The organism is Pseudoxanthomonas sp. JC1303, assembly GCF_058448525.1.
In genome coordinates, this window is sequence record NZ_CP185958.1 from 2157146 (window position 1) to 2175088 (window position 17943).

11 protein-coding genes are annotated in these 17943 nt (G+C 67.8%); 8 read left to right on the forward strand and 3 right to left on the reverse strand.

What is annotated here, in order from left to right; translation table 11 throughout:
- Positions 1-96: 96 nt before the first annotated feature.
- A complete protein-coding gene (locus ACORQU_RS09490; protein ID WP_491644864.1) occupies positions 97-1302 on the forward strand; it encodes an exo-beta-N-acetylmuramidase NamZ family protein in 1206 nt (401 codons plus the stop codon).
- A gap of 45 nt (positions 1303-1347) precedes the next feature.
- On the opposite strand, the gene ACORQU_RS09495 is transcribed toward ACORQU_RS09490, so the two are convergent.
- The 3 genes from ACORQU_RS09495 to ACORQU_RS09505 form a co-directional block, all read right to left on the reverse strand.
- Positions 1348-3642 carry a beta-N-acetylhexosaminidase gene (locus ACORQU_RS09495; RefSeq protein WP_491644866.1) on the reverse strand — a complete coding sequence of 765 codons (2295 nt, stop codon included), beginning with the start codon at positions 3640-3642 and terminating at the stop codon, positions 1348-1350.
- A 121-nt stretch (positions 3643-3763) separates the two neighbouring features.
- Positions 3764-6430 carry a TonB-dependent receptor gene (locus ACORQU_RS09500; RefSeq protein WP_491644868.1) on the reverse strand — a complete coding sequence of 889 codons (2667 nt, stop codon included), beginning with the start codon at positions 6428-6430 and terminating at the stop codon, positions 3764-3766.
- Between the two features lie 143 nt (positions 6431-6573).
- A complete protein-coding gene (locus tag ACORQU_RS09505; RefSeq protein WP_491644870.1) occupies positions 6574-7566 on the reverse strand; it encodes a glucokinase in 993 nt (330 codons plus the stop codon).
- Positions 7567-7913: 347 nt separating this feature from the next.
- Here ACORQU_RS09505 and ACORQU_RS09510 point away from each other — a divergent pair, with 347 nt between their 5' ends.
- The 7 genes from ACORQU_RS09510 (at position 7914) to ACORQU_RS09540 (ending at position 17927) form a co-directional block, all read left to right on the forward strand.
- Entirely contained in the window at positions 7914-8669 is a 756-nt protein-coding gene (locus tag ACORQU_RS09510; protein ID WP_491644872.1) for a GntR family transcriptional regulator, read from the forward strand.
- Between the two features lie 83 nt (positions 8670-8752).
- The gene (locus ACORQU_RS09515; protein WP_491644874.1) at positions 8753-10030 is read left to right on the forward strand and encodes a sugar MFS transporter; all 1278 of its coding nucleotides are present in this window, start codon (positions 8753-8755) and stop codon (positions 10028-10030) included.
- A gap of 30 nt (positions 10031-10060) precedes the next feature.
- Positions 10061-11128, forward strand: a complete 1068-nt coding sequence (locus ACORQU_RS09520; protein ID WP_491644876.1) for a LacI family DNA-binding transcriptional regulator — start codon at positions 10061-10063, stop codon at positions 11126-11128.
- Positions 11125-12177 (forward strand): SIS domain-containing protein, encoded by a 1053-nt coding sequence (locus tag ACORQU_RS09525; RefSeq protein ID WP_491644878.1) that lies wholly within the window; start codon positions 11125-11127, stop codon positions 12175-12177. The genes ACORQU_RS09520 and ACORQU_RS09525 overlap by 4 nt, the downstream gene beginning before the upstream one ends.
- On the forward strand, positions 12174-13325 hold the full coding sequence (gene nagA / locus ACORQU_RS09530) for an N-acetylglucosamine-6-phosphate deacetylase (protein WP_491644879.1): 1152 nt from the start codon (positions 12174-12176) through the stop codon (positions 13323-13325). The genes ACORQU_RS09525 and nagA overlap by 4 nt, the downstream gene beginning before the upstream one ends.
- Before the next feature lie 4 nt (positions 13326-13329).
- Positions 13330-14406: an acyltransferase family protein gene (locus ACORQU_RS09535; RefSeq protein ID WP_491644881.1), complete on the forward strand. Its 1077-nt coding sequence runs from the start codon at positions 13330-13332 to the stop codon at positions 14404-14406.
- 845 nt (positions 14407-15251) lie between these two features.
- Positions 15252-17927, forward strand: a complete 2676-nt coding sequence (locus ACORQU_RS09540; RefSeq protein ID WP_491644883.1) for a beta-mannosidase — start codon at positions 15252-15254, stop codon at positions 17925-17927.
- Positions 17928-17943 lie beyond the last annotated feature (16 nt).

Consider the following 17943-nt stretch of genomic DNA (forward strand, 5'->3'; position numbering starts at 1 on the left):
CCCGCGTGCGATGGATCGCAAATGCGGGCAGGGAGTCGTTGCATGTCCTGGTTATCGTCACGTTTGTCCACTCGGTTGTCGTGCTGGTGTCTGGCGATGCTGTGCGTTGTTCTGTCGCTACCCCTGCGGGCGACTGGGCGGGCAGCTGTCTCGGGTGAGGCGGACTTCCGACTGGGCGTGGACGTGCTGCTGGACGATCCGGCGTTGCTGCGCGGCAAGCGCGTGGGGCTGGTGACCAATGCCACCGGCGTCGATGGGCAGCTGCGCAGCGACATCGACCGCTTCGCCGCGCGCACCGACTTCAAACTGGTGGCGCTGTTCGGGCCCGAGCACGGCGTGCGCGGCGATGCACAGGCCGGCGAACACGTCGACAGCCGTCGCGATGCCGCCACCGGCCTGCCGGTCTACAGCCTGTACGGCGACCACCGCGAGCCCTCGTCGCAGATGCTCTCCGGCATCGACGTGCTGGTCTACGACATCCAGGACGTGGGCACGCGCTGGTACACCTATCCGTGGACGCTGGCGCATCTGCTGATCGCGGCCAGGCGCGCGGGCATCCCGGTGGTGGTGACCGATCGGCCCAACCCGTTGGGCGGCGAGGCGGTCGAAGGCCCGGTGCTGATGCCGCAGGTGGCCTCGTTCGTGGGCATGTACGCCATCCCGGTGCGTCACGGCATGACGATCGGCGAGCTGGCGCGGCTGTTCAATGAGGACTTCGGCATCGGCGCGGACCTGCACGTGGTGAAGATGCGCGGCTGGCAGCGCGGCGACGGGTTTCCGGCCACGCTGGCCTGGGTGCCGCCCTCGCCGAACATGCCCACCGTGGCGACCGCGCGCGTCTACCCCGGGACCGGCCTGCTGGAAGGCACGAATGTCTCCGAAGGACGCGGCACCACATTGCCGTTCGAGATGCTGGGCGCGCCCTTCGTCGATGCACCCACGCTGGCACGCGCGCTGGAGGCGCTGCAGCTGCCGGGCGTGCGCTTCCGCCCGGTGTGGTTCACGCCGACCTTTTCCAAGTTCCAGGGCCAGGCCTGTGCCGGCGTGCAGCTGCACGTGACCGATGTGCAGGCCTTCAGGCCGGTGCTCACTGGGGTGGCCGTGATCAAGGCGTTGCACGACCTGTATCCGCAGCAGTTCCAGTTTCTGCCGGGGACGCCGCCGTTCTTCGACACGCTGATCGGCAACGACTGGTTGCGGCCGGCCATCGCCGAGGGCGAAGACCTGCAGGCCCTCCAGGACCGCTGGCAGCCCGATCTGGCCCGCTTCAAGGCGCTGCGGGCGCGCTACCTGCTGTACTGAAATCCCGGCGCGCGCGACCCGCACCGGGACGGTCACGGCGCAGCGCTAGGGGCCGGGCACCAGGGTCATGCGATCCAGGACCCACATGTCCGGGCGCGTATCGCCGGTGAAGAACACGCACAGGTCCGAGGTGGAAGGCGCCTGCTGCAGCGGCGCCTGCAAGGTCACGAAGCCGTCGATGCCCGGCGCCTCCGGCAGCGGCACGGTGGCCAGCAGCGGGCCGGCGCAGCCGTCGTGGATCTCCAGTTCGCCGTAAGCGCTCTTGGCCGGCTTGAACGTGCGCTTGGGCTCGTCGTGGGCCAGGTAGAAGTAGTACGGCATGCGTCCGGCCCGGACCTTGATGGCGCCAATGCCGTCCAGGTGCGCCTGCTTCCACTCCCAGCAGGGATTGAAGATGTCCACGTTGAAGATCGCCCGCGGCCCCTCGCGCGGGCCGTCGTCTTCCAGGCGCAGGGTCAGCGCGCCGGTGCACATGTCCAACTGCTCGTCGCTGCGCGTGCGCAGCCCCTGTGCGGTCAGGCTCAGGGCCGTGGCCGGCGCCAGCGCCTTCCCGTTGAAGAAGGCCGCCGACTTGAGTGTGCTCGGCACGTCCAGCTGCAGCGGATCCCGATAACGGGGCGAGTCCGCCTTGGGCGTACTGCCGTCGAGCGTGTAGCGGATGTCCGAATAGTCCAGGGGATCGGACAGGCGCACGGTGGCGTGCTGGCCGCTGGCGTCGGCCTGCGTGTCGTAGAGCACCTGGAACGGCGTGCGCGCATAGCCCAGGTGCAGGGCGCGGTAGTGCGCCAGCAGGTTGGGCAGGCGGGCCTTGAAGCTGTCCAGGTCGCGGCTGGCCTGGGGCGACCAGCCGATCTCGGCCAGGGCCGCCGCGCGCGGGAACAGCGCGTGTTCGACCCGGTCGAAGGACTGCATGTGCTCGGTCCACACGTTGGCCTGTACGCCGATGATGTGCTGCTTCTGCTGCGCATCGAGCACCGCCGGCACCGGATCGAATGCGTACACCTTCTGCAGCGGATTCAGGGTGGGACGGCCCGGCGGCTCATCGGGCGAGGCGGTCTGCAGGTAGTCCATGTACAGCGGTGAGACCGGGGTCATCACCACGTCGTGGCCCTTGCGCGCGGCCTCGATGCCGCCTTCTGTCCCGCGCCAGGACATCACCGCCGCGTTGGCCGGCAGCTTGCCGCCTTCGAGGATCTCGTCCCAGCCGATCAGGCGCTTGCCGTGCGCAGCCAGGTAGGTGCCCAGGCGGTCGATCATCCAGCCCTGCAACGCTTCCTCGTTCTTGAGGCCGAGTTGCTTGATCCGCGCCTGCATGTGCTTGGACGCCTTCCAGCTGTCCTTGACTGCTTCGTCGCCGCCGATGTGGAAGAACGGCCCGGGGAACAGGGGAATCACTTCGCCCAGCACGTTCTCCAGGAACTGCATGGTCGCCTCGTCGGCGTTGAACAGGTTGGTGTGTACGCCGCCCCAGCTGGAGACCTTCAGTTGCGGCCGGTCCACGCCCAGGTCGGGGTAGGCGGCGATGGCCGCGGTCGCGTGCCCGGGGATGTCGATCTCCGGCACCACGGTGATGTGGCGTTCGGCGGCGTAGCGCACCACCGCGCGGATCTGGTCCTTGGTATAGAAGGCGCACTCCTGGATCGGCTGTCCATCCGCGCCGATGCCGGCATCGCCAAAGGGCACGCGGCAGGCGCCCACGCTGGTCAGGCGCGGGTACTGGTCGATCTGGATGCGCCAACCCTGGTCATCGGTCAGATGCCAGTGGAAGACATTGAGCTTGTGCACGGCCATCGCGTCGAGCAGGCGTTCGATCTCCTCCACGCTCTGGAAGTGGCGCACCGAGTCGAGCATCACCCCGCGCCAGGCCAGGCGCGGGCTGTCGGTGATGTCCACCGCGTCCAGCGCTGCCGGCGCGCCCTGGCCACCGCCGACCGGCAGCAGCTGCCATAGGCTCACGGCACCGTGGAACAGGCCGGCCGAGGTCGCGCCCTGGATGCGCACGCCGTCCTGGCCGACATGCAGGGTGTAGCCCTCGGCGCCGCCGGTGGCCGGATCCAGGACGAATCGCACCGCCGCCTGCTCGCCGGTGTCGGCCAGCCTCAGCGCCGGTCCGCCGGTGCTGCGCAGCAGGTCGATGAACTGGGTCGCGGTGGTCAGGGCTTCCTCGCCTTGCGCGGTCACCGTCATCCCCGACTTGAGGACGAACTGTCCCTGGCCCGGGGTCGCGCTGCGCGGTGCGGGAATCAGCGGCAGTGGCGCGGCGCTGGCGCCCGCGCACAGCAGGGCCAGGCAGGCCAGCGCGGTGCGCAGGGCGGGGCGGAATCGGGACGGCAGTGGCATGAAGGCACCTCTAGGGCTGGGAAACGCAGCGCCACCGGGACGTTGCGCGTCGTCAAAACGCAGGCGGGCCCGGACATGTCCGGGCCCGCCTGGGGTCAAGCATGCAACAAGTTGGCGCCGATCAGAACTTCGCGCGCAGGTTGAGGTAGTACTGGCGACCGTTGGAGTACACCGCATACGGCAGGAAGCCGACCGTGCTGTCGGTGTAGTACTTGGCCTTGGGGTTGTTGAGGTTCAGGCCGTCCAGGCTGAGCGACAGGTGGTCGTTGATCTTGTAACCCAGCGAGGCTGACAGGGTGCCAAAGTCGTCCTGGTAGAACGGCGTGGCGCGGCTGGCACCGGCATAGAAGCTGTCGCGATAGCTCCAGGACACGCGTGCACTGAAGATATCGTTCTCGAAGTAGCCGGCCACGTTGTAGGTGTTCTTCGAGGTGCCGAACATCGGCGTGCTGGTATCGGTGTCGCCATCGGTATAGGTGTAGTTCGCGTTGACGCCGAACCACTCGCCGATCGGCTGCTGGTAGGTCAGCTCCACGCCCTTGACCTTTGCATCGGTGTTGACCGGCACGGTGACCTGGTAGTCGGCGTAGACATCAACGCCCTGGTCGAAGCTGGCTTGCTGGTCCTTGTACTGGATGGTCTGCGAACCGCCCACATCGATGTAGTCCTTCATCTTCATGTAGAAGGCGCTGGCGGCCAGCAGGCCGCGTGGCATGAAGTACCACTCCAGGGAGAGGTCGAAGTTGGTCGATACCAGCGGCTTGAGATAGGGGTTGCCGCCGCTGCCCGTGTGGGTCAGGTCGTCCAGCGACAGCGAGCCGGCCAGTGCGGAGTAGTCCGGACGCGTCAGGGTCTTGGAAGCGGCCACGCGGCCGACCAGGTCGTCGCTGAAGTCGAACTTGAAGTTCGCGCTGGGCAGCAGCTTGCTGTAGTCATTGCTGACCTCGATCGGCAGGTAGGCACCGAAGGCCGAGCCGGTGATGGCGCCGGGGATGGCGGCGCCCACGCCCTGGTTGTAGCGGACCTTGCTGGAGGTGTTGACGTAGCGCACGCCGATGTTGCCGCTCCAGCGCTCACCCTCGAAGTTGCCCTGCAGGTAGGCCGCGCCGTTGTTCTCCTTCACGCCATAGACGTTCTGCCAGTTGAAGCGTGCCACCGGGTCGCGGTTGGCGTACTCGGCGTTGATCGCGGCCAGCTGGCCGGGCGTGTAGTACCAGATGCCGCTCGGCAGGTTGCCTCCAATGCCGTCGCCGAAGTCGCTCGGGTAGGCGCCGCCCGTGGTCGGCAGGGCCGAAAGCGGGGGCATGCCATTGAGCGGGCCTTGGCCGATGTCGAAGTCGTTGTGGCGCTCGTGTTCGGTATAGCGCAGGCCGAAGTCGAGCGAACTGAACACGCCTTCGGCGTTGGTCCAGCTACTGTCGGCGGCGAACCAGTTCTCCTTGTCCTTCACCTCGATGCCCTGGTCGCCGAAGATCCAGCCGGCCGATGGAATCTGGGTGCTCGGCGTATTGCCGGTGCCCAGCGAGGCGTCGATGACACTGCCGATGCCGTGCATCTGCCAGCCCACGGTGCCGCCGGTGGGCGAGATGCCGGTTTCCAGTACGTTCTGGTGCGGGCTCTTGCCCACGCCGTGGCTGCTGCCGGCCTCGAACTTCACCTGCACGCTGTCGTTGACGTGCCAGTCGGCATTGAGTGCGACGTAATTGGTCGAGGACTCGGCGCCGGGGCGCGAGATCATGTCGTACACCCCGTACGGCGTGGTGCCGTTGGGGGTGTAGCTGGCGCTGGTCAGCACGCCGTTGTCGATGGTGTAACTGTCAGGGGTCTGGGCACCGACGAACTGGCTGCCCCAGATCATGAAGTTGCGGTTGTAGTTATCCGCCTTCATCTTCGAGTAGAAGCCGTTGAGGTCGAAGGTCAGGTCGTCGGACGCCTTGAACTGTAGGTCGACCGTGCCGCCCTGACGCTCGCGCTCCTGGGTGAACAGCGTGGCGCCGAGCAGGTTGGGATACAGCACGCTCTGGCCGCCGACCGTGGCGGTGCCGTAGCCGCCCACCACTTCCTGGCCGTCGCGGCGCAGGCTGCGCTTTTCGTAGAACGGCTGGAGCAGGAAGCCGAAGGTCCCGGCATCGTTCTTCCAGTTCAGCAGCCCGCTGAACTGTGGCTTGGTATCGCCGGGCAGGTCGGAGTAGACCGCGCCGAACGAGCCTTCCAGGGTCAGCGGCTTGTCGAAGTTGAGCGGCTTGCGGGTCAGGATGTCGATCGAACCGGCCGCGCCGCCTTCGACCAGCTTGGCCTCGGAGGACTTGTGCACCACGACCTGGTCGACGATTTCCGAGGGCAGCAGCGAGTAGCTGACGCTGCGGCCCACCGTCTGCACCTGGGAGAGCACGAACCAGTCGCCAGTGGCGATGCCGTGGCCGTTGAGGGTGGTCTGGGTCAAGCTGGGGCTGGTGCCGCGCAGGGACACGCGATCGGCTTCGTCGAATGCACCTTCGCTGGCGGAGGACGAGGCGATGTTGACGCCCGGCAATTCGCGCAGGGTGTCGGCCACGTTCTTGGCGGGTAGCTTGCCGATGTCTTCGGCGCTGACCGCTTCCACGTGCGAGGAGGCGTCGCGCTTGGTGTTGAGCGATTTCTCCAGGCTGGAGCGGATGCCGACCACCGTGATGGTGTCCAGGTTAGTGGCGTCGGTGCCGGACTGGCCGCCGTCAGTCTGCTGCGCCTGCGCGGCGAAGCTCAGGCTGGTCAGGATGGCCACGGTCAAAAGGGATTTCTTGCAGGTCATGGTGCGTTCCCCGGTCTGTGATGGGTTGTGGCAGTGGGCTGCCAGGCCTGTACGTCGATGTGGTGCGATGTCGAAACAAACTGTGTTGCGTGGCGCCGAATGTCCCGACCAGCGTCACGCCGCGGGCGGCCTTGCGAGTGACTTCAGTGCGGTGCGGTCTGGCCGAGATACCAGTTGGCGGCGCCCAGGACGCCCAACTGCCCGTGCTCGACCAGTCGCACGGGAATGCGCTCCAGGGCAGCCCGCATCGGTCCCTTGTTGAGGAACCGCTCGACGAAGCTGCTCTGCAGCAGGAGTTCACGGATGCGCGGCAGGATGCCGCCGGCCAGGTAGATGCTGCCGGTGATGCCATACAGCAAAGCCATGTCGCCCACGGTGCTGCCCAGCAGCCCACAGAACATCTCCAGGGTCTCGCGCGCTAGCGGGTCATCGCCCGTGGTGGCCGCCGCGGTGATGGCGTCGGGCGCGGCATGGCGCGGCGTGACCCCGCGGACCTGGCACAGCGCGGTATACAGGTTGAGCAGGCCCGGGCCGGACAGGGCATGTTCGACCGGGACGTGGGAGCGCTTGCCCAGCATCTGCGCCAACACCGCCAGCTCCAGCTCGGTGCCCACGCTGAGCGCGGCGTGCCCGGCCTCAGTGGCCAGGACGGTGGCCCGACGACCGGTCGGGATCCACACCGCCGCGCCCAGGCCCGTGCCCGGGCCGAGCACCAGCGTGGGACCGCGCTCGGAGGCGTGGGCCGGACCGCTCAGGCGCAGCACTTCCTGGTCGCCGACCAGTGCGGCGGCATAGGCCACGGCCTCGAAATCGTTGACCAGGCGCAGGTCGTCCAGGCCGAGCACGCCCTGGATCTCACGGGGGGACAGGCGCCAGGGCAGGTTGGCGGTGATGACCGTGCCGTCCTCCAGCGGGAAACCGGCGCTGGCGATCACCCCGCGCTGCACGCGCGGGCCGTCCAGCCCGCCCAGGAAGTTGCCGATGATCTCGGCCAGGCCCGCGTATTCGGCGCAGGCGTACTTGCGGTAGCTGAGGATCTCCACGGGCTGCAGGTCCTGCCCGGTCGAGCGCACCAGGCCCAGGCGAACGTGCGTGCCGCCCACGTCGGCGGCGATGAAGGGCGCACCGATGCTCAAGGCTGGGTCCTCCGGATGTCCTGGTCCTGCATGCGAACAGCTCTCCCCGACGAATGCCCGGCGCGCACAGATCCCCGGCGCCGATGGACCGAGTCTCCAATGGTGATGACAACGATGTCAACAGCTGTCGCGACATTTTCATCACTCAGTGGTATTGCGGCGGCGCAGCACGATCATGTGCCGCCAATGTGGAACATGGGCAGCGACTGCGCGGAGAGCCCTTGGATCCTGGGCGCTGCGAGCTGCTGGCCACGCCATTGCCGTCTTTAAGCGCTTGCAGTAGTCAGAAAAATTGGTTTTAAATTGGACCCAATGAATTTGAGCCCACTCGCACCGGGCGCGCGGCCATGACACGTCGCACGTCCGCCTTGGATCCGCGCCTGTCTGCGATCGCGCTTGATGCCGACGCGCCCACGCCGCTGTATCTGCAGCTGACCGCGCAGCTGGGCGAAACGATCCGCGACGGCGCATGGAAGGTCGGCGAGGCATTGCCGGCCGAGCGCGTGCTGTGCGAACAGTTGCAGGTCTCCCGCGTGACGCTGCGCCAGGCGATGGATGCCCTGGTCGAGCAGGGCCTGGTGACCCGTCGGCAGGGCGCGGGCACCTTCGTCACCTCGCAAATCACCCATCCACTAACGGGTCTGGCCAGCTTCAGCGAAACCCTGCGCATGAAGGGCTACCAGCCCAGCAGCCAGTGGTTGGAGCGACGCGTGCGCCCGGCCCATGGCGAGGAGATCCTGCGCCTGGGCCTGTCCCCGGAGACGCCGGTGTCTTCGATCACGCGCCTGCGCCGCGCCGATGAGCGGGTGATGGCTTACGAACATTCGGTAATCCCGCAGCGCGTCCTGCCCGATCCCGACGATGTCGGTGATTCGCTCTACGCCTGGCTCGACGCGCACGGCACGCCGGTGGTGCGCGCGCTGCAGTATTTCCGCGCGGTCAATCTCAGTGCGCGCATGGCCGGACACCTGGGCATGAGCACCGGCGATGCGATCCTGCACGTGGTGCGCGTGGGGTATGCGCGCGACGGCGCGGCGATCGAGCTCAGCAACACCTATTGCCACAACGATTTCTACGATTTCGTCGCCGAGTTGCGGCGCTAGCCAGACCGATGTCCGCGCATCGGCATCAAGCCGGTCAGCGGGTGTTCCTTCCACCGACGCTTCAGCCCGGAGTTGCACGCCTCATGTCGTCCGACCAGCCCAAAAGCTTCGCCAGCTCGCTCGCCGTCACCGGCCTGCTGTTTTTCATCATCGGCTTCTTCACCTGGATCAACGGGCCGCTGATCACCTTCGTGCGCCTGGCCTTCGACCTGGATGAGGTCAAGGCCTTCTTCGTGGTGTTCGTTTTCTACATCTCCTACTTCGTACTGGCCTTGCCGGCGGCGGCCACGCTGAAGATGACCGGGATGAAGAAGGGCCTGGCCCTGAGCCTGGTGGTGATGGCGGTCGGGGCGGCGATGTTCGGCCAGTTCTCCACCCAGCGCTGGTACGCCGGCGCGCTGTCAGGGCTGTTCGTGATCGGGGGGGGGCTGGCGCTGCTGCAGACGGCGGTCAATCCCTACGTGAGCATCCTGGGTCCGATCGAGACCGCCGCGCGTCGGATCGCGGCCATGGGCCTGTGCAACAAGATCGCCGGCATCCTGGCGCCGATCGTGATCGGTTCGGTGGTGCTGCATGGCATCGGCGATCTGTCCGCACAGGTGGCCGCGGCCGATCCGGCCACCAAGGAGCAGTTGTTGACCGCTTTCGCCGCCAAGATCCATGGGCCCTACCTGGTGATGGCCGGCGTGCTGGTCGTGGTGGCGGTGGTGATCCTGTTCTCGCCGCTGCCGGAGCTGAAGGGCAGCGACGCCAACGCCGAATCCACGGCCGCAGGCGGTGCGGCGCGCGCGAGCATCTTCCAGTTCCCGCATCTGTGGCTGGGCGTGCTGTGCCTGTTCGTCTACGTCGGCGTGGAGGTGCTGGCCGGCGATGCGATCGGCACCTACGGCAATGGGTTCGGCCTGCCGCTGGACCAGACCAAGTTCTTCACCTCCTTTACCCTCGGCGCGATGCTGCTCGGTTACCTGGTCGGACTGGTGGCCATCCCACGGATGCTGTCGCAGCAGGCGTACCTGGCCATCTCGGCGGTGCTCGGCGTGCTGTTCGCGCTGGGCGCGCTGTTCACCCACGGCTATGTGTCGGTGGGCTTCGTGGCCGCGCTGGGCTTCGCCAACGCGATGATGTGGCCGGCGATCTTTCCGCTGGCCATCAGGGGCCTGGGACGCTTTACCGAGACTGGTTCGGCGCTGCTGGTGATGGGCATCGCCGGCGGTGCGTTGATCTCCCAGAGCTTTGCCATCCTCAAGCAGCATTTTGATTTCCAGTGGGTGTTCGCCGGTCTGGCGGTGCCCTGCTACCTGTACATCCTGTTCTTTGCCGTGCGCGGGCATCGCGTCGGCCAGGGGCAGGCCGCGCGCTGAGGCGCTCCTGGCACACAAGGCGGAACGACCATGCGCAGACCCACCATCAAGGACGTTGCCGAGCGGGCCAAGGTGTCGCTCAAGACCGTCTCGCGCGTCATCAACAACGAGCCATCGGTGATGCAGGGCACTCGCGCCCGGGTGCTGCGCGCCATCGCCGAGCTGGACTACGAGCCGGACCCATCGGCGCGCAACCTGCGCAGCGGCACGCCGTTTGTGATCGGGCTTGTCTACGACAACCCCAATCCGTACCACATCATCGGCGTGCAGAACGGCGTGTTGGCCGCATGCCGCGAAACCGGCTTCGGCCTGCAGATCCAGCCGTGCGATTCCACCTCACCGCTGCTGGCCGAGGAGCTGGCCGAGTTCGTCCAGCGCTCGCGCCTGGCCGGACTGGTACTGACCGCACCGATGTCCGAACGCCCCGAGCTGATCGCCGCGCTGGCCGCGCGCAACGTGCCGCTGGTGCGCATCATCGCCGCCACCGAGGATCCAGGCGATGGCCCGCCGTGCGTGTACGTGGACGATCGTGATGCGGCCTACGAGATCACCGAGCACCTGATCCAGCTGGGCCACCAGCGCATCGGTTTCCTCATGGGCGGCCTGGCGCACCGTTCCAGCACCGAGCGCTATGCCGGCTACGAACAGGCGCTGAAGGACTACGGCATCACCCTGGACAAGCACCTGGTGGTGCCGGGCGACTTCACTTTTGACGATGGCTTTCGTGGTGCACGTCGCCTGCTGGCCCTGCGCGAGCCGCCCACCGCGATCTTCGGGTCCAACGACGAGATCGCCGCCGGCGTGCTGGCCGCGGCCAAGTCGATGGGACTCAACGTGCCCTACGACCTGTCCATCGCCGGTTTCGAAGACAGTCCGTTCTCCAAGCAGTCCTGGCCGCCGCTGACCACGGCCAAGCAGGCCACCGAAGACATCGCCAAGCACGCCGCGCGCCTGTTGATTGCGCGCCTGCGCCAGGATGCTTACGACGATGCCCCCATTGCCATGCACAACCAGGGCTTCACCCCGCAGCTGGTGGTGCGTGGTTCCACCGCGCCGATGCGCCCCGTCCGCGCCGAACCCAAGACATCGACCCCATGAACTCATCTCCCACACCCGCCACGGCGCTGCCTGCAGCCACGCAGACCCTGATGTACAACGAGGCCGCCTCCACCGCCGAGGTGGTGGCCGCGCAGTTCGCGCGTAACCACGACACCGTGGTGGCACTGGCCCAATCGTTGCGCGAGTCACCGCCGCCGTTCGTGGCGACCTGCGCGCGTGGCAGCTCCGACCATGCCGCGACGTTCGGCAAGTACCTGATCGAAACCCAGGTCGGGGTGATGACGGCCTCGGCCTCGCCCTCGATCGGGTCGGTCTACGGTTCGCCGCTCAAGCTGTCCGGCGCGCTGTTCATCGCCATCTCCCAGTCGGGCAAGAGCCCTGACCTGCTGCGCAATGCCGAGGCGGCCAGGGTCGCCGGCGCGCGCGTGGTGGCGCTGGTCAACGTCGAGGATTCGCCACTGGCGCAGCTGGCCGACGTGGTGCTGCCGTTGTGCGCCGGTCCGGAGACCTCCGTCGCCGCGACCAAGAGCTACCTTGCCTCGCTGGCCGCGCTGCTGCAGTTGGTGGCGCACTGGTCGCAGGACGAGAAGCTGCTGGCCGCGCTCGACGCGCTGCCTGGCGCGCTGCGCCAGGCCTGGGATGCAGACTGGTCGGGCCTGAGCGGAGGTCTGGTCGGCGCGCACAACCTGTTCGTGCTTGGCCGTGGTCTGGGTCTGGGCGCCGCGCAGGAGGCCGCGCTGAAGTTCAAGGAAACCTGCGGCCTGCACGCCGAGGCCTACAGCTCGGCCGAGGTCAAGCACGGGCCGATGGCGCTGGTGGGCCCGGGTTTCCCGGTGCTGTGCTTCGCCCAGCCCGACGGCACCGAGGCTGGCATGCTGGCACTGGCCGAGGAGTTCCGCGGCCGGGGCGCGCAGGTGTGGGTGGCCTCGGGGCAGGGGGACCTGCCGCTGGTGGCGGCCCCGCATCCGGCCTGCGCGCCGCTGCTGACCATCCAGAGCTTCTACAAGGCCATCAACGCGCTGGCCCTGGCGCGTGGGCACAATCCCGATGTGCCGCCCCATCTGAACAAGGTCACCGAAACCGTATGAGCCTGCGCTTTGCCCTGGTCAACGCCCGCGTCCTGTCCGACACGGGCTTCATCGCCGACGGTGGCGTTGTCGTCGATGCCGGCCGCATCGTCGCGGTCACTTCCGCCGCCGAAGCGCGGCGCCAGGCCGACACCGTGCTCGACCTGGGCGGAGCAACCCTGGCGCCGGGCTTCATCGACTGCCAGGTCAACGGCGGCGGCGGGGTGCTGTTCAACAACGATCCCACGCCGGGCGCGATCGACTGCATTGGCCGCGCGCATCGTCGCTTCGGCACGACTGGCTTCCTGCCCACCCTGATCAGTGACCGTGCCGAGGTCATGGCGCAAGCGGTCCAGGCTACGCGCCAGGCCATCGCGCAAGGCGTGGACGGTGTCATCGGCGTGCACCTGGAAGGCCCGTACCTGGCGCCGGCGCGCAAGGGCACCCACGACGCGGGCACCTTCCGCGTGCCCGATGCGGACGAGGTCGCCATGGCCACGGCGCTGGGCAACGGCGTCACCCTGGTCACTCTGGCGCCCGAGCAGGTGCCGGTGGAGACCCTGCGCGCCTTCATCGCGCAAGGCGCGCTGGTGGTCGCCGGACACACCGCGGGCACCTACGAGCAGATCCGTGCCGGGCTGGACGCCGGCGTGCGCGGTTTCACCCATCTGTTCAACGCCATGTCGCCACTGCAGGGGCGCGAGCCCGGCGCGGTGGGCGCGGCGCTGGAGGATGCCGGCAGCTGGTGCGGCGTCATCGCCGATGGGGTCCACGTGCATCCTGGATCGCTGCGCGTGGCGCTGGCCGCCAAGCCGCGCGGCAAGGTGTTCCTGGTCACCGATGCGATGCCGATGGTGGGCGCCGACAGCCCCGCCTTCGACCTGTACGGCGAAACCATCACCGCGGTGGATGGCGTGGTGCGCAACGCGGCCGGCTCGCTGGCTGGATCGGCGCTGGACATGGCCACGGCGGTGCGCAACACGGTGCAGCTCGTCGGCCTGCCACTGGACGAAGCCCTGCGCATGGCCGCGCTCTATCCCGCGCAGTTCCTCGGGGTGGATCACGAGCGTGGCCGCATCGCACCGGGCCTGCGTGCCGACCTGGTGGCGCTGGACGATAATGTGCGGGTTATCGAAACCTGGATCGGCGGGGAAACGTCCGCCGGCTGATGCCATGGCTGTTTCCTCTCTTCGTCGCTTCGCTTCGGTCGATGCCCTGCGTGGCCTGACCGTCGCGGCCATGCTGTTGGTCAACGACCCGGGTGACTGGGCGCATGTCTACGCGCCGCTGCTGCATTCGCAATGGGACGGCTGCACGCCGACCGACCTGGTTTTCCCGTTCTTTCTTTTCATCGTCGGGGTCTCCATCGCCCTGGGCGTCGTCCCCCGTGTGGAGGCCGGAGCCGCTGCGGCGCCGCTGCGACGAGGACTGTGGATCCGCGCGGCGAAGATCATCGGCATCGGGTTGGCGATCAACCTGCTGGGGTGGTGGTTGCTGGACAAGCCTCACCTGCGGCCCTGGGGCGTCCTTCAGCGCATCGGCCTGTGTTTCCTCGTGGTCGGGCTGCTGGCGACCGTTCCGCGTGCGCGGGCGCAGGGTGCGTTGATCGTGTTGCTGCTGCTGGGCTACTGGGCATTGCTGGGACTGACCGGCGGGTTCGCCCCCTGGACCAACCTGGCCAGCCGCGTGGATACCGCGCTGCTGGGGCCGCTGGTGTACGAGTTCGACCCCGCGACCGGGCGCGGCCATGATCCCGAAGGTCTGCTCAGCACCTTGCCGGCCATCGCCACCACGCTGATCGGCCTGCATGCCGGCGGCTGGCTGCGCCGGGGGCGCGCGCACCGGCTCCTGCCGGGGGCCCTGGGCTGCCTGCTGGTGGGCTGGCTGTGGGCGGCGGTGCTGCCCTGGAACAAAAACCTGTGGACGCCCTCTTTCGTCCTGTGGACCGCTGGATGGGCCATGGCCCTGCTGTGGCTGTTCCATATGTTGGTTGATGTGCGCGGCTGGCCCGCGCTGGGACGCGCGCTGGGCATCAATGCGATCACCGTCTATGCGGGATCGGCGGTGATGTTCCTGCTGCTGGCCGCCAGCGGGGCCTGGGACGCGATCTATCGGATCGGCTATGCCAGCTGGATGACGCCGCGCTTCGGTCCCGAAGTGCCGTCCCTGGCCTTTGCGCTGGTCTTCACCGGGATATGGTGGGTAATCGCCAAGCTCATGGAGCGACGCGGCATCGTGCTAAAGGTCTAGCGGTCAAGCGTTCGAAAGGGGTGTCGCGCCACACGCAGACGGCGCGCCGATCATCTGGCGCGCATCGGCCAGGAACATGCCGCGCACCGACGCCTTGCTGCGGGGTGGCGGGATCGTGCCGACATGGCGCTGTTGACTGGGCATTGCCTGGGCCATCGCAACGCATGTCCGGATGCCGCGGCGCGCAGACGGGGGCGGGAACGTCGTCGTCCCGGACTGACGCCTCGATTGCCCGATGGCAGGTCCCGTCCATGATCGCCGCAGTGGCCTCGCCTCTCCCGGGCCTTGCCTGCACGCGCTGGCGCCGATCTGCGCCGCAGGGACGCAGGCCTGCACTCCCGCGAGAATCCGCAGGCCCCAGATGACCATGACGCCATGCGCCGCGGCTGTTTCCGCCAAATGGGCGCCACCCCGGACGCAATGCGGCCAAGCGGGGAGACCTTAAAAAACGACTGATTTAAATCGTTTAAAATATTGACGGCGGCAGCCGCGCGGGCGCACATTGCCGCTCCAATCCCATGGGGATCGTCATTGGCGACACTGTCGAAAACACGGGTCTGGACCGGATCATCGATGGATGGCGGGGTTCAGCGCGGGTGCTCGCGCGCCGGCGAAGCCGAAGCCGCGCGGGTGTCGCCTTTGCGTATCGACACCGGTACCTCGCGCGTCCAGGCATGGCGTGAGGGACACCGCGCCGGCGCGGCACCGAACCGCCTCCAGTGCTCACTGGAAACATCGATCAACTCGCGCAGCGGCAGTGATGTCTCCTGTCTGCGCACGACCGTCCTGACCGCCGGGCCATCGCCGGCGGCCGGCGCACACTGAACCCAAGGAGTCCCTTGCTCATGTCGATCCGCCTTCCGTCCCTGCTGCCACGCGTGATGCTGGGCTTCGGCCTGCTGGCCGGGTTGGGCCAGGCCCAGGCCGCCGCGCCGACCACGCGCATGCTCGATACCGGTTGGCAGCTGCGCCTGGTCCCCGGACAGGCCCAGGCCAAGGACCATCCGCAGGCGGCGCAATGGCTCAGGGCGCAGGTGCCTGGCGTGGTCCAGACCGACCTGATGGCCGCCGGCCTGATGCCGGATCCGTTCAAGGTCGACAACGAGGCCAAGGTGCAGTGGGTGGGTCTGAGCGACTGGCAGTACCGCACCCGGTTCGACGTCGATGCCGACACCCTGGCGCGCCAGCACGTGGAACTGGTGTTCGAAGGCCTGGATACGCTGGCCCAGGTGACGCTCAACGGGCACAAGGTGCTCGACGCCGACAACATGTTCCGGCGCTGGACGGTGGATGCCAAGCCGCTGCTCAAGCGCGGCGCGAACACCCTGGAGATCACCTTCCGTTCGCCGATCGAAGCCCTGCGCCCATGGCTGGCCAAGCAGCCCTACACCATGCCGGGCACGTATGACTCGGCCTTTGGCGACGAGCCGGCCGGACGCAACAGTTCCATCTACCTGCGCAAGGCGCCATATCACTTCAGCTGGGACTGGGGCCCGCGCCTGGTGACCGCCGGTCCATGGAAGCCGGTGGCGCTGCAGGCCTGGGACGAGGCGCGCGTGCAGGACCTGCACGTGGACCAGCAGCGCGTGGATGCCGAGGCGGCCCAGCTGGAGGCCCAGCTCACCGTGCAGGCCACACAAGGCGGGACGGCCACGGTGGAACTGCAGGTGCTCGATCCCGACGGCAATCCGGTCACCACCTTCACCCAGCAACGCGTGCTCGACCCGGGCCGCAACCGGATCGATCTACCGGTGCGCATCGCCCATCCGCGCCGCTGGTTCCCGGCTGGGTATGGCGCGCAGGATCGTTACACCTTCGTGGTCCGCCTCACCGATGCCACCGGCGATAGCCAGCAGGCGCGTCGCGTGACCGGCCTGCGCAGCGTGGAGCTGCGCCGGGAGAAGGACCAGTGGGGCCGCGGCATGGAATTCGTGATCAATGGCATCCCGATCTTCGCCAAGGGCGCCAACATGATCCCGCTGGACAGCTTCTCCAGCCGGGTCACCGAGGCCACGATCCGCCGCACCCTGCAGGATGCCCGCGATGCCAACATGAACATGGTGCGCATCTGGGGCGGCGGCATCTACCAGAGCGACGCGTTCTACGAGACCGCAGACGCGCTGGGCATCATGGTCTGGCAGGACTTCATGTTCGGCGGCGGCATCCCGCCCTATGACCGCGCCTTCCGCGAGAACACCCGGCAGGAGGCGATCGACCAGGTCATGCGCCTGCGCGACCATCCCAGCATCGTGCTGTGGTGTGGCAACAACGAGGTCCAGGTCGGCTGGGAAGGCATGGGCGACAGCGCCAAGCTGCAGGCGTCGATCGATCCGGCCGAGCGCAGCCGCATCGAGCGCGGCATGGACAACCTGTTCGGCTCGGTCCTGCGCGATGTGGTGACCCGCTATTCCCCGAACGTGCCGTACTGGGCGACCTCGCCCGGCACCGACCTGGACACCGACGCCAACCAGACCGACGACGGCGACATGCATTACTGGGAGGTCTGGGGCGGCCCGGCCTATCCGGTGACCCAGTACATGGACGTCACCCCGCGCTTCATGTCCGAGTATGGCCTGCAGTCCTTCCCGGACATGCGCACCGTGCGTGACTTCGCCGGCGATGGCCCGCTCAGCCTGGAGACGCCGGCCATCAAGGCCCACCAGAAGTGGGACCACGGCCGTGGCAACGCGCGCCAGTTGCTCTACATCCGGCGCGAGTTCGGCGAACCCAAGGACTTTGCCAGCCTGGTCTACCTGAGCCAGCTGATGCAGGCCGAGGGCATCCAGATCGCGGCCGAACACCATCGCGCCTCGCGTCCACGCACGATGGGCACGCTGTTCTGGCAGCTCAACGACGTGTGGCCGGTCATCTCCTGGTCAAGCGTGGACTACGAGGGCCGCTGGAAGGCGCTGCAGTACCACGCGCGGCGCTTCTTCGCGCCCGAGCTGGTCGCCGCGCTGCGCAAGGACGGACAGACCCACGTGGCCCTGGTTTCCGACCGCACCACGCCGCTGGCCGCCCGTTGGCGCGTGCGGGTGATGGACTTCCACGGCAAGCTGCTGTCCACCGACACCCACGCGGTGACGCTGCCGGCGCTGAGCAGCACCCAGCTTGGGCAGTTCGCCGATGCCGACCTGCTCAAGGGTGCCGACCCGAAGACGAGTTTGGCGGTGTTCGAGCTGTTGGATGGGGACACCGTGCTGTCGCGGCAGAGCGTGTACTTCGACGCCGCCAAGCACCTGGACCTGCCGATCCCGCAGGTGGTCGCCCAGTGGCGGGCCGAGCAGGGCGGCTATGCGGTCACGCTGACCAGCCCGGTGCTGGCGCGCGAACTGTGGCTGTCCTTCGGCGACATCGACGCAATGCTCTCGGACAACGCCTTCGACCTGCTGCCCGGTACGCCTGCGACGGTGCATGTGCGCAGCAGCGCGTCGCTGGACGCGCTCAGGGCCAGGCTGCAGCTGCGTGACGTGGCCTCGACCCTGCAGGGGGCGCCGCCCGAGCCGGAGGCTGCGAGGTGATGCGATCGATGCCTTG

What these genes read in the sequence shown, in the direction of transcription:
- ACORQU_RS09490 (WP_491644864.1), top strand. Translation starts at nt 97, where the DNA reads ATGCTGTGCGTTGTTCTGTCGCTACCCCTGCGGGCGACTGGGCGGGCA.
- ACORQU_RS09495 (WP_491644866.1), bottom strand. Translation starts at nt 3,642, where the DNA reads ATGCCACTGCCGTCCCGATTCCGCCCCGCCCTGCGCACCGCGCTGGCC.
- ACORQU_RS09500 (WP_491644868.1), bottom strand. Translation starts at nt 6,430, where the DNA reads ATGACCTGCAAGAAATCCCTTTTGACCGTGGCCATCCTGACCAGCCTG.
- ACORQU_RS09510 (WP_491644872.1), top strand. Translation starts at nt 7,914, where the DNA reads ATGACACGTCGCACGTCCGCCTTGGATCCGCGCCTGTCTGCGATCGCG.
- ACORQU_RS09515 (WP_491644874.1), top strand. Translation starts at nt 8,753, where the DNA reads ATGTCGTCCGACCAGCCCAAAAGCTTCGCCAGCTCGCTCGCCGTCACC.
- ACORQU_RS09520 (WP_491644876.1), top strand. Translation starts at nt 10,061, where the DNA reads ATGCGCAGACCCACCATCAAGGACGTTGCCGAGCGGGCCAAGGTGTCG.
- ACORQU_RS09525 (WP_491644878.1), top strand. Translation starts at nt 11,125, where the DNA reads ATGAACTCATCTCCCACACCCGCCACGGCGCTGCCTGCAGCCACGCAG.
- nagA (WP_491644879.1), top strand. Translation starts at nt 12,174, where the DNA reads ATGAGCCTGCGCTTTGCCCTGGTCAACGCCCGCGTCCTGTCCGACACG.
- ACORQU_RS09535 (WP_491644881.1), top strand. Translation starts at nt 13,330, where the DNA reads ATGGCTGTTTCCTCTCTTCGTCGCTTCGCTTCGGTCGATGCCCTGCGT.
- ACORQU_RS09540 (WP_491644883.1), top strand. Translation starts at nt 15,252, where the DNA reads ATGTCGATCCGCCTTCCGTCCCTGCTGCCACGCGTGATGCTGGGCTTC.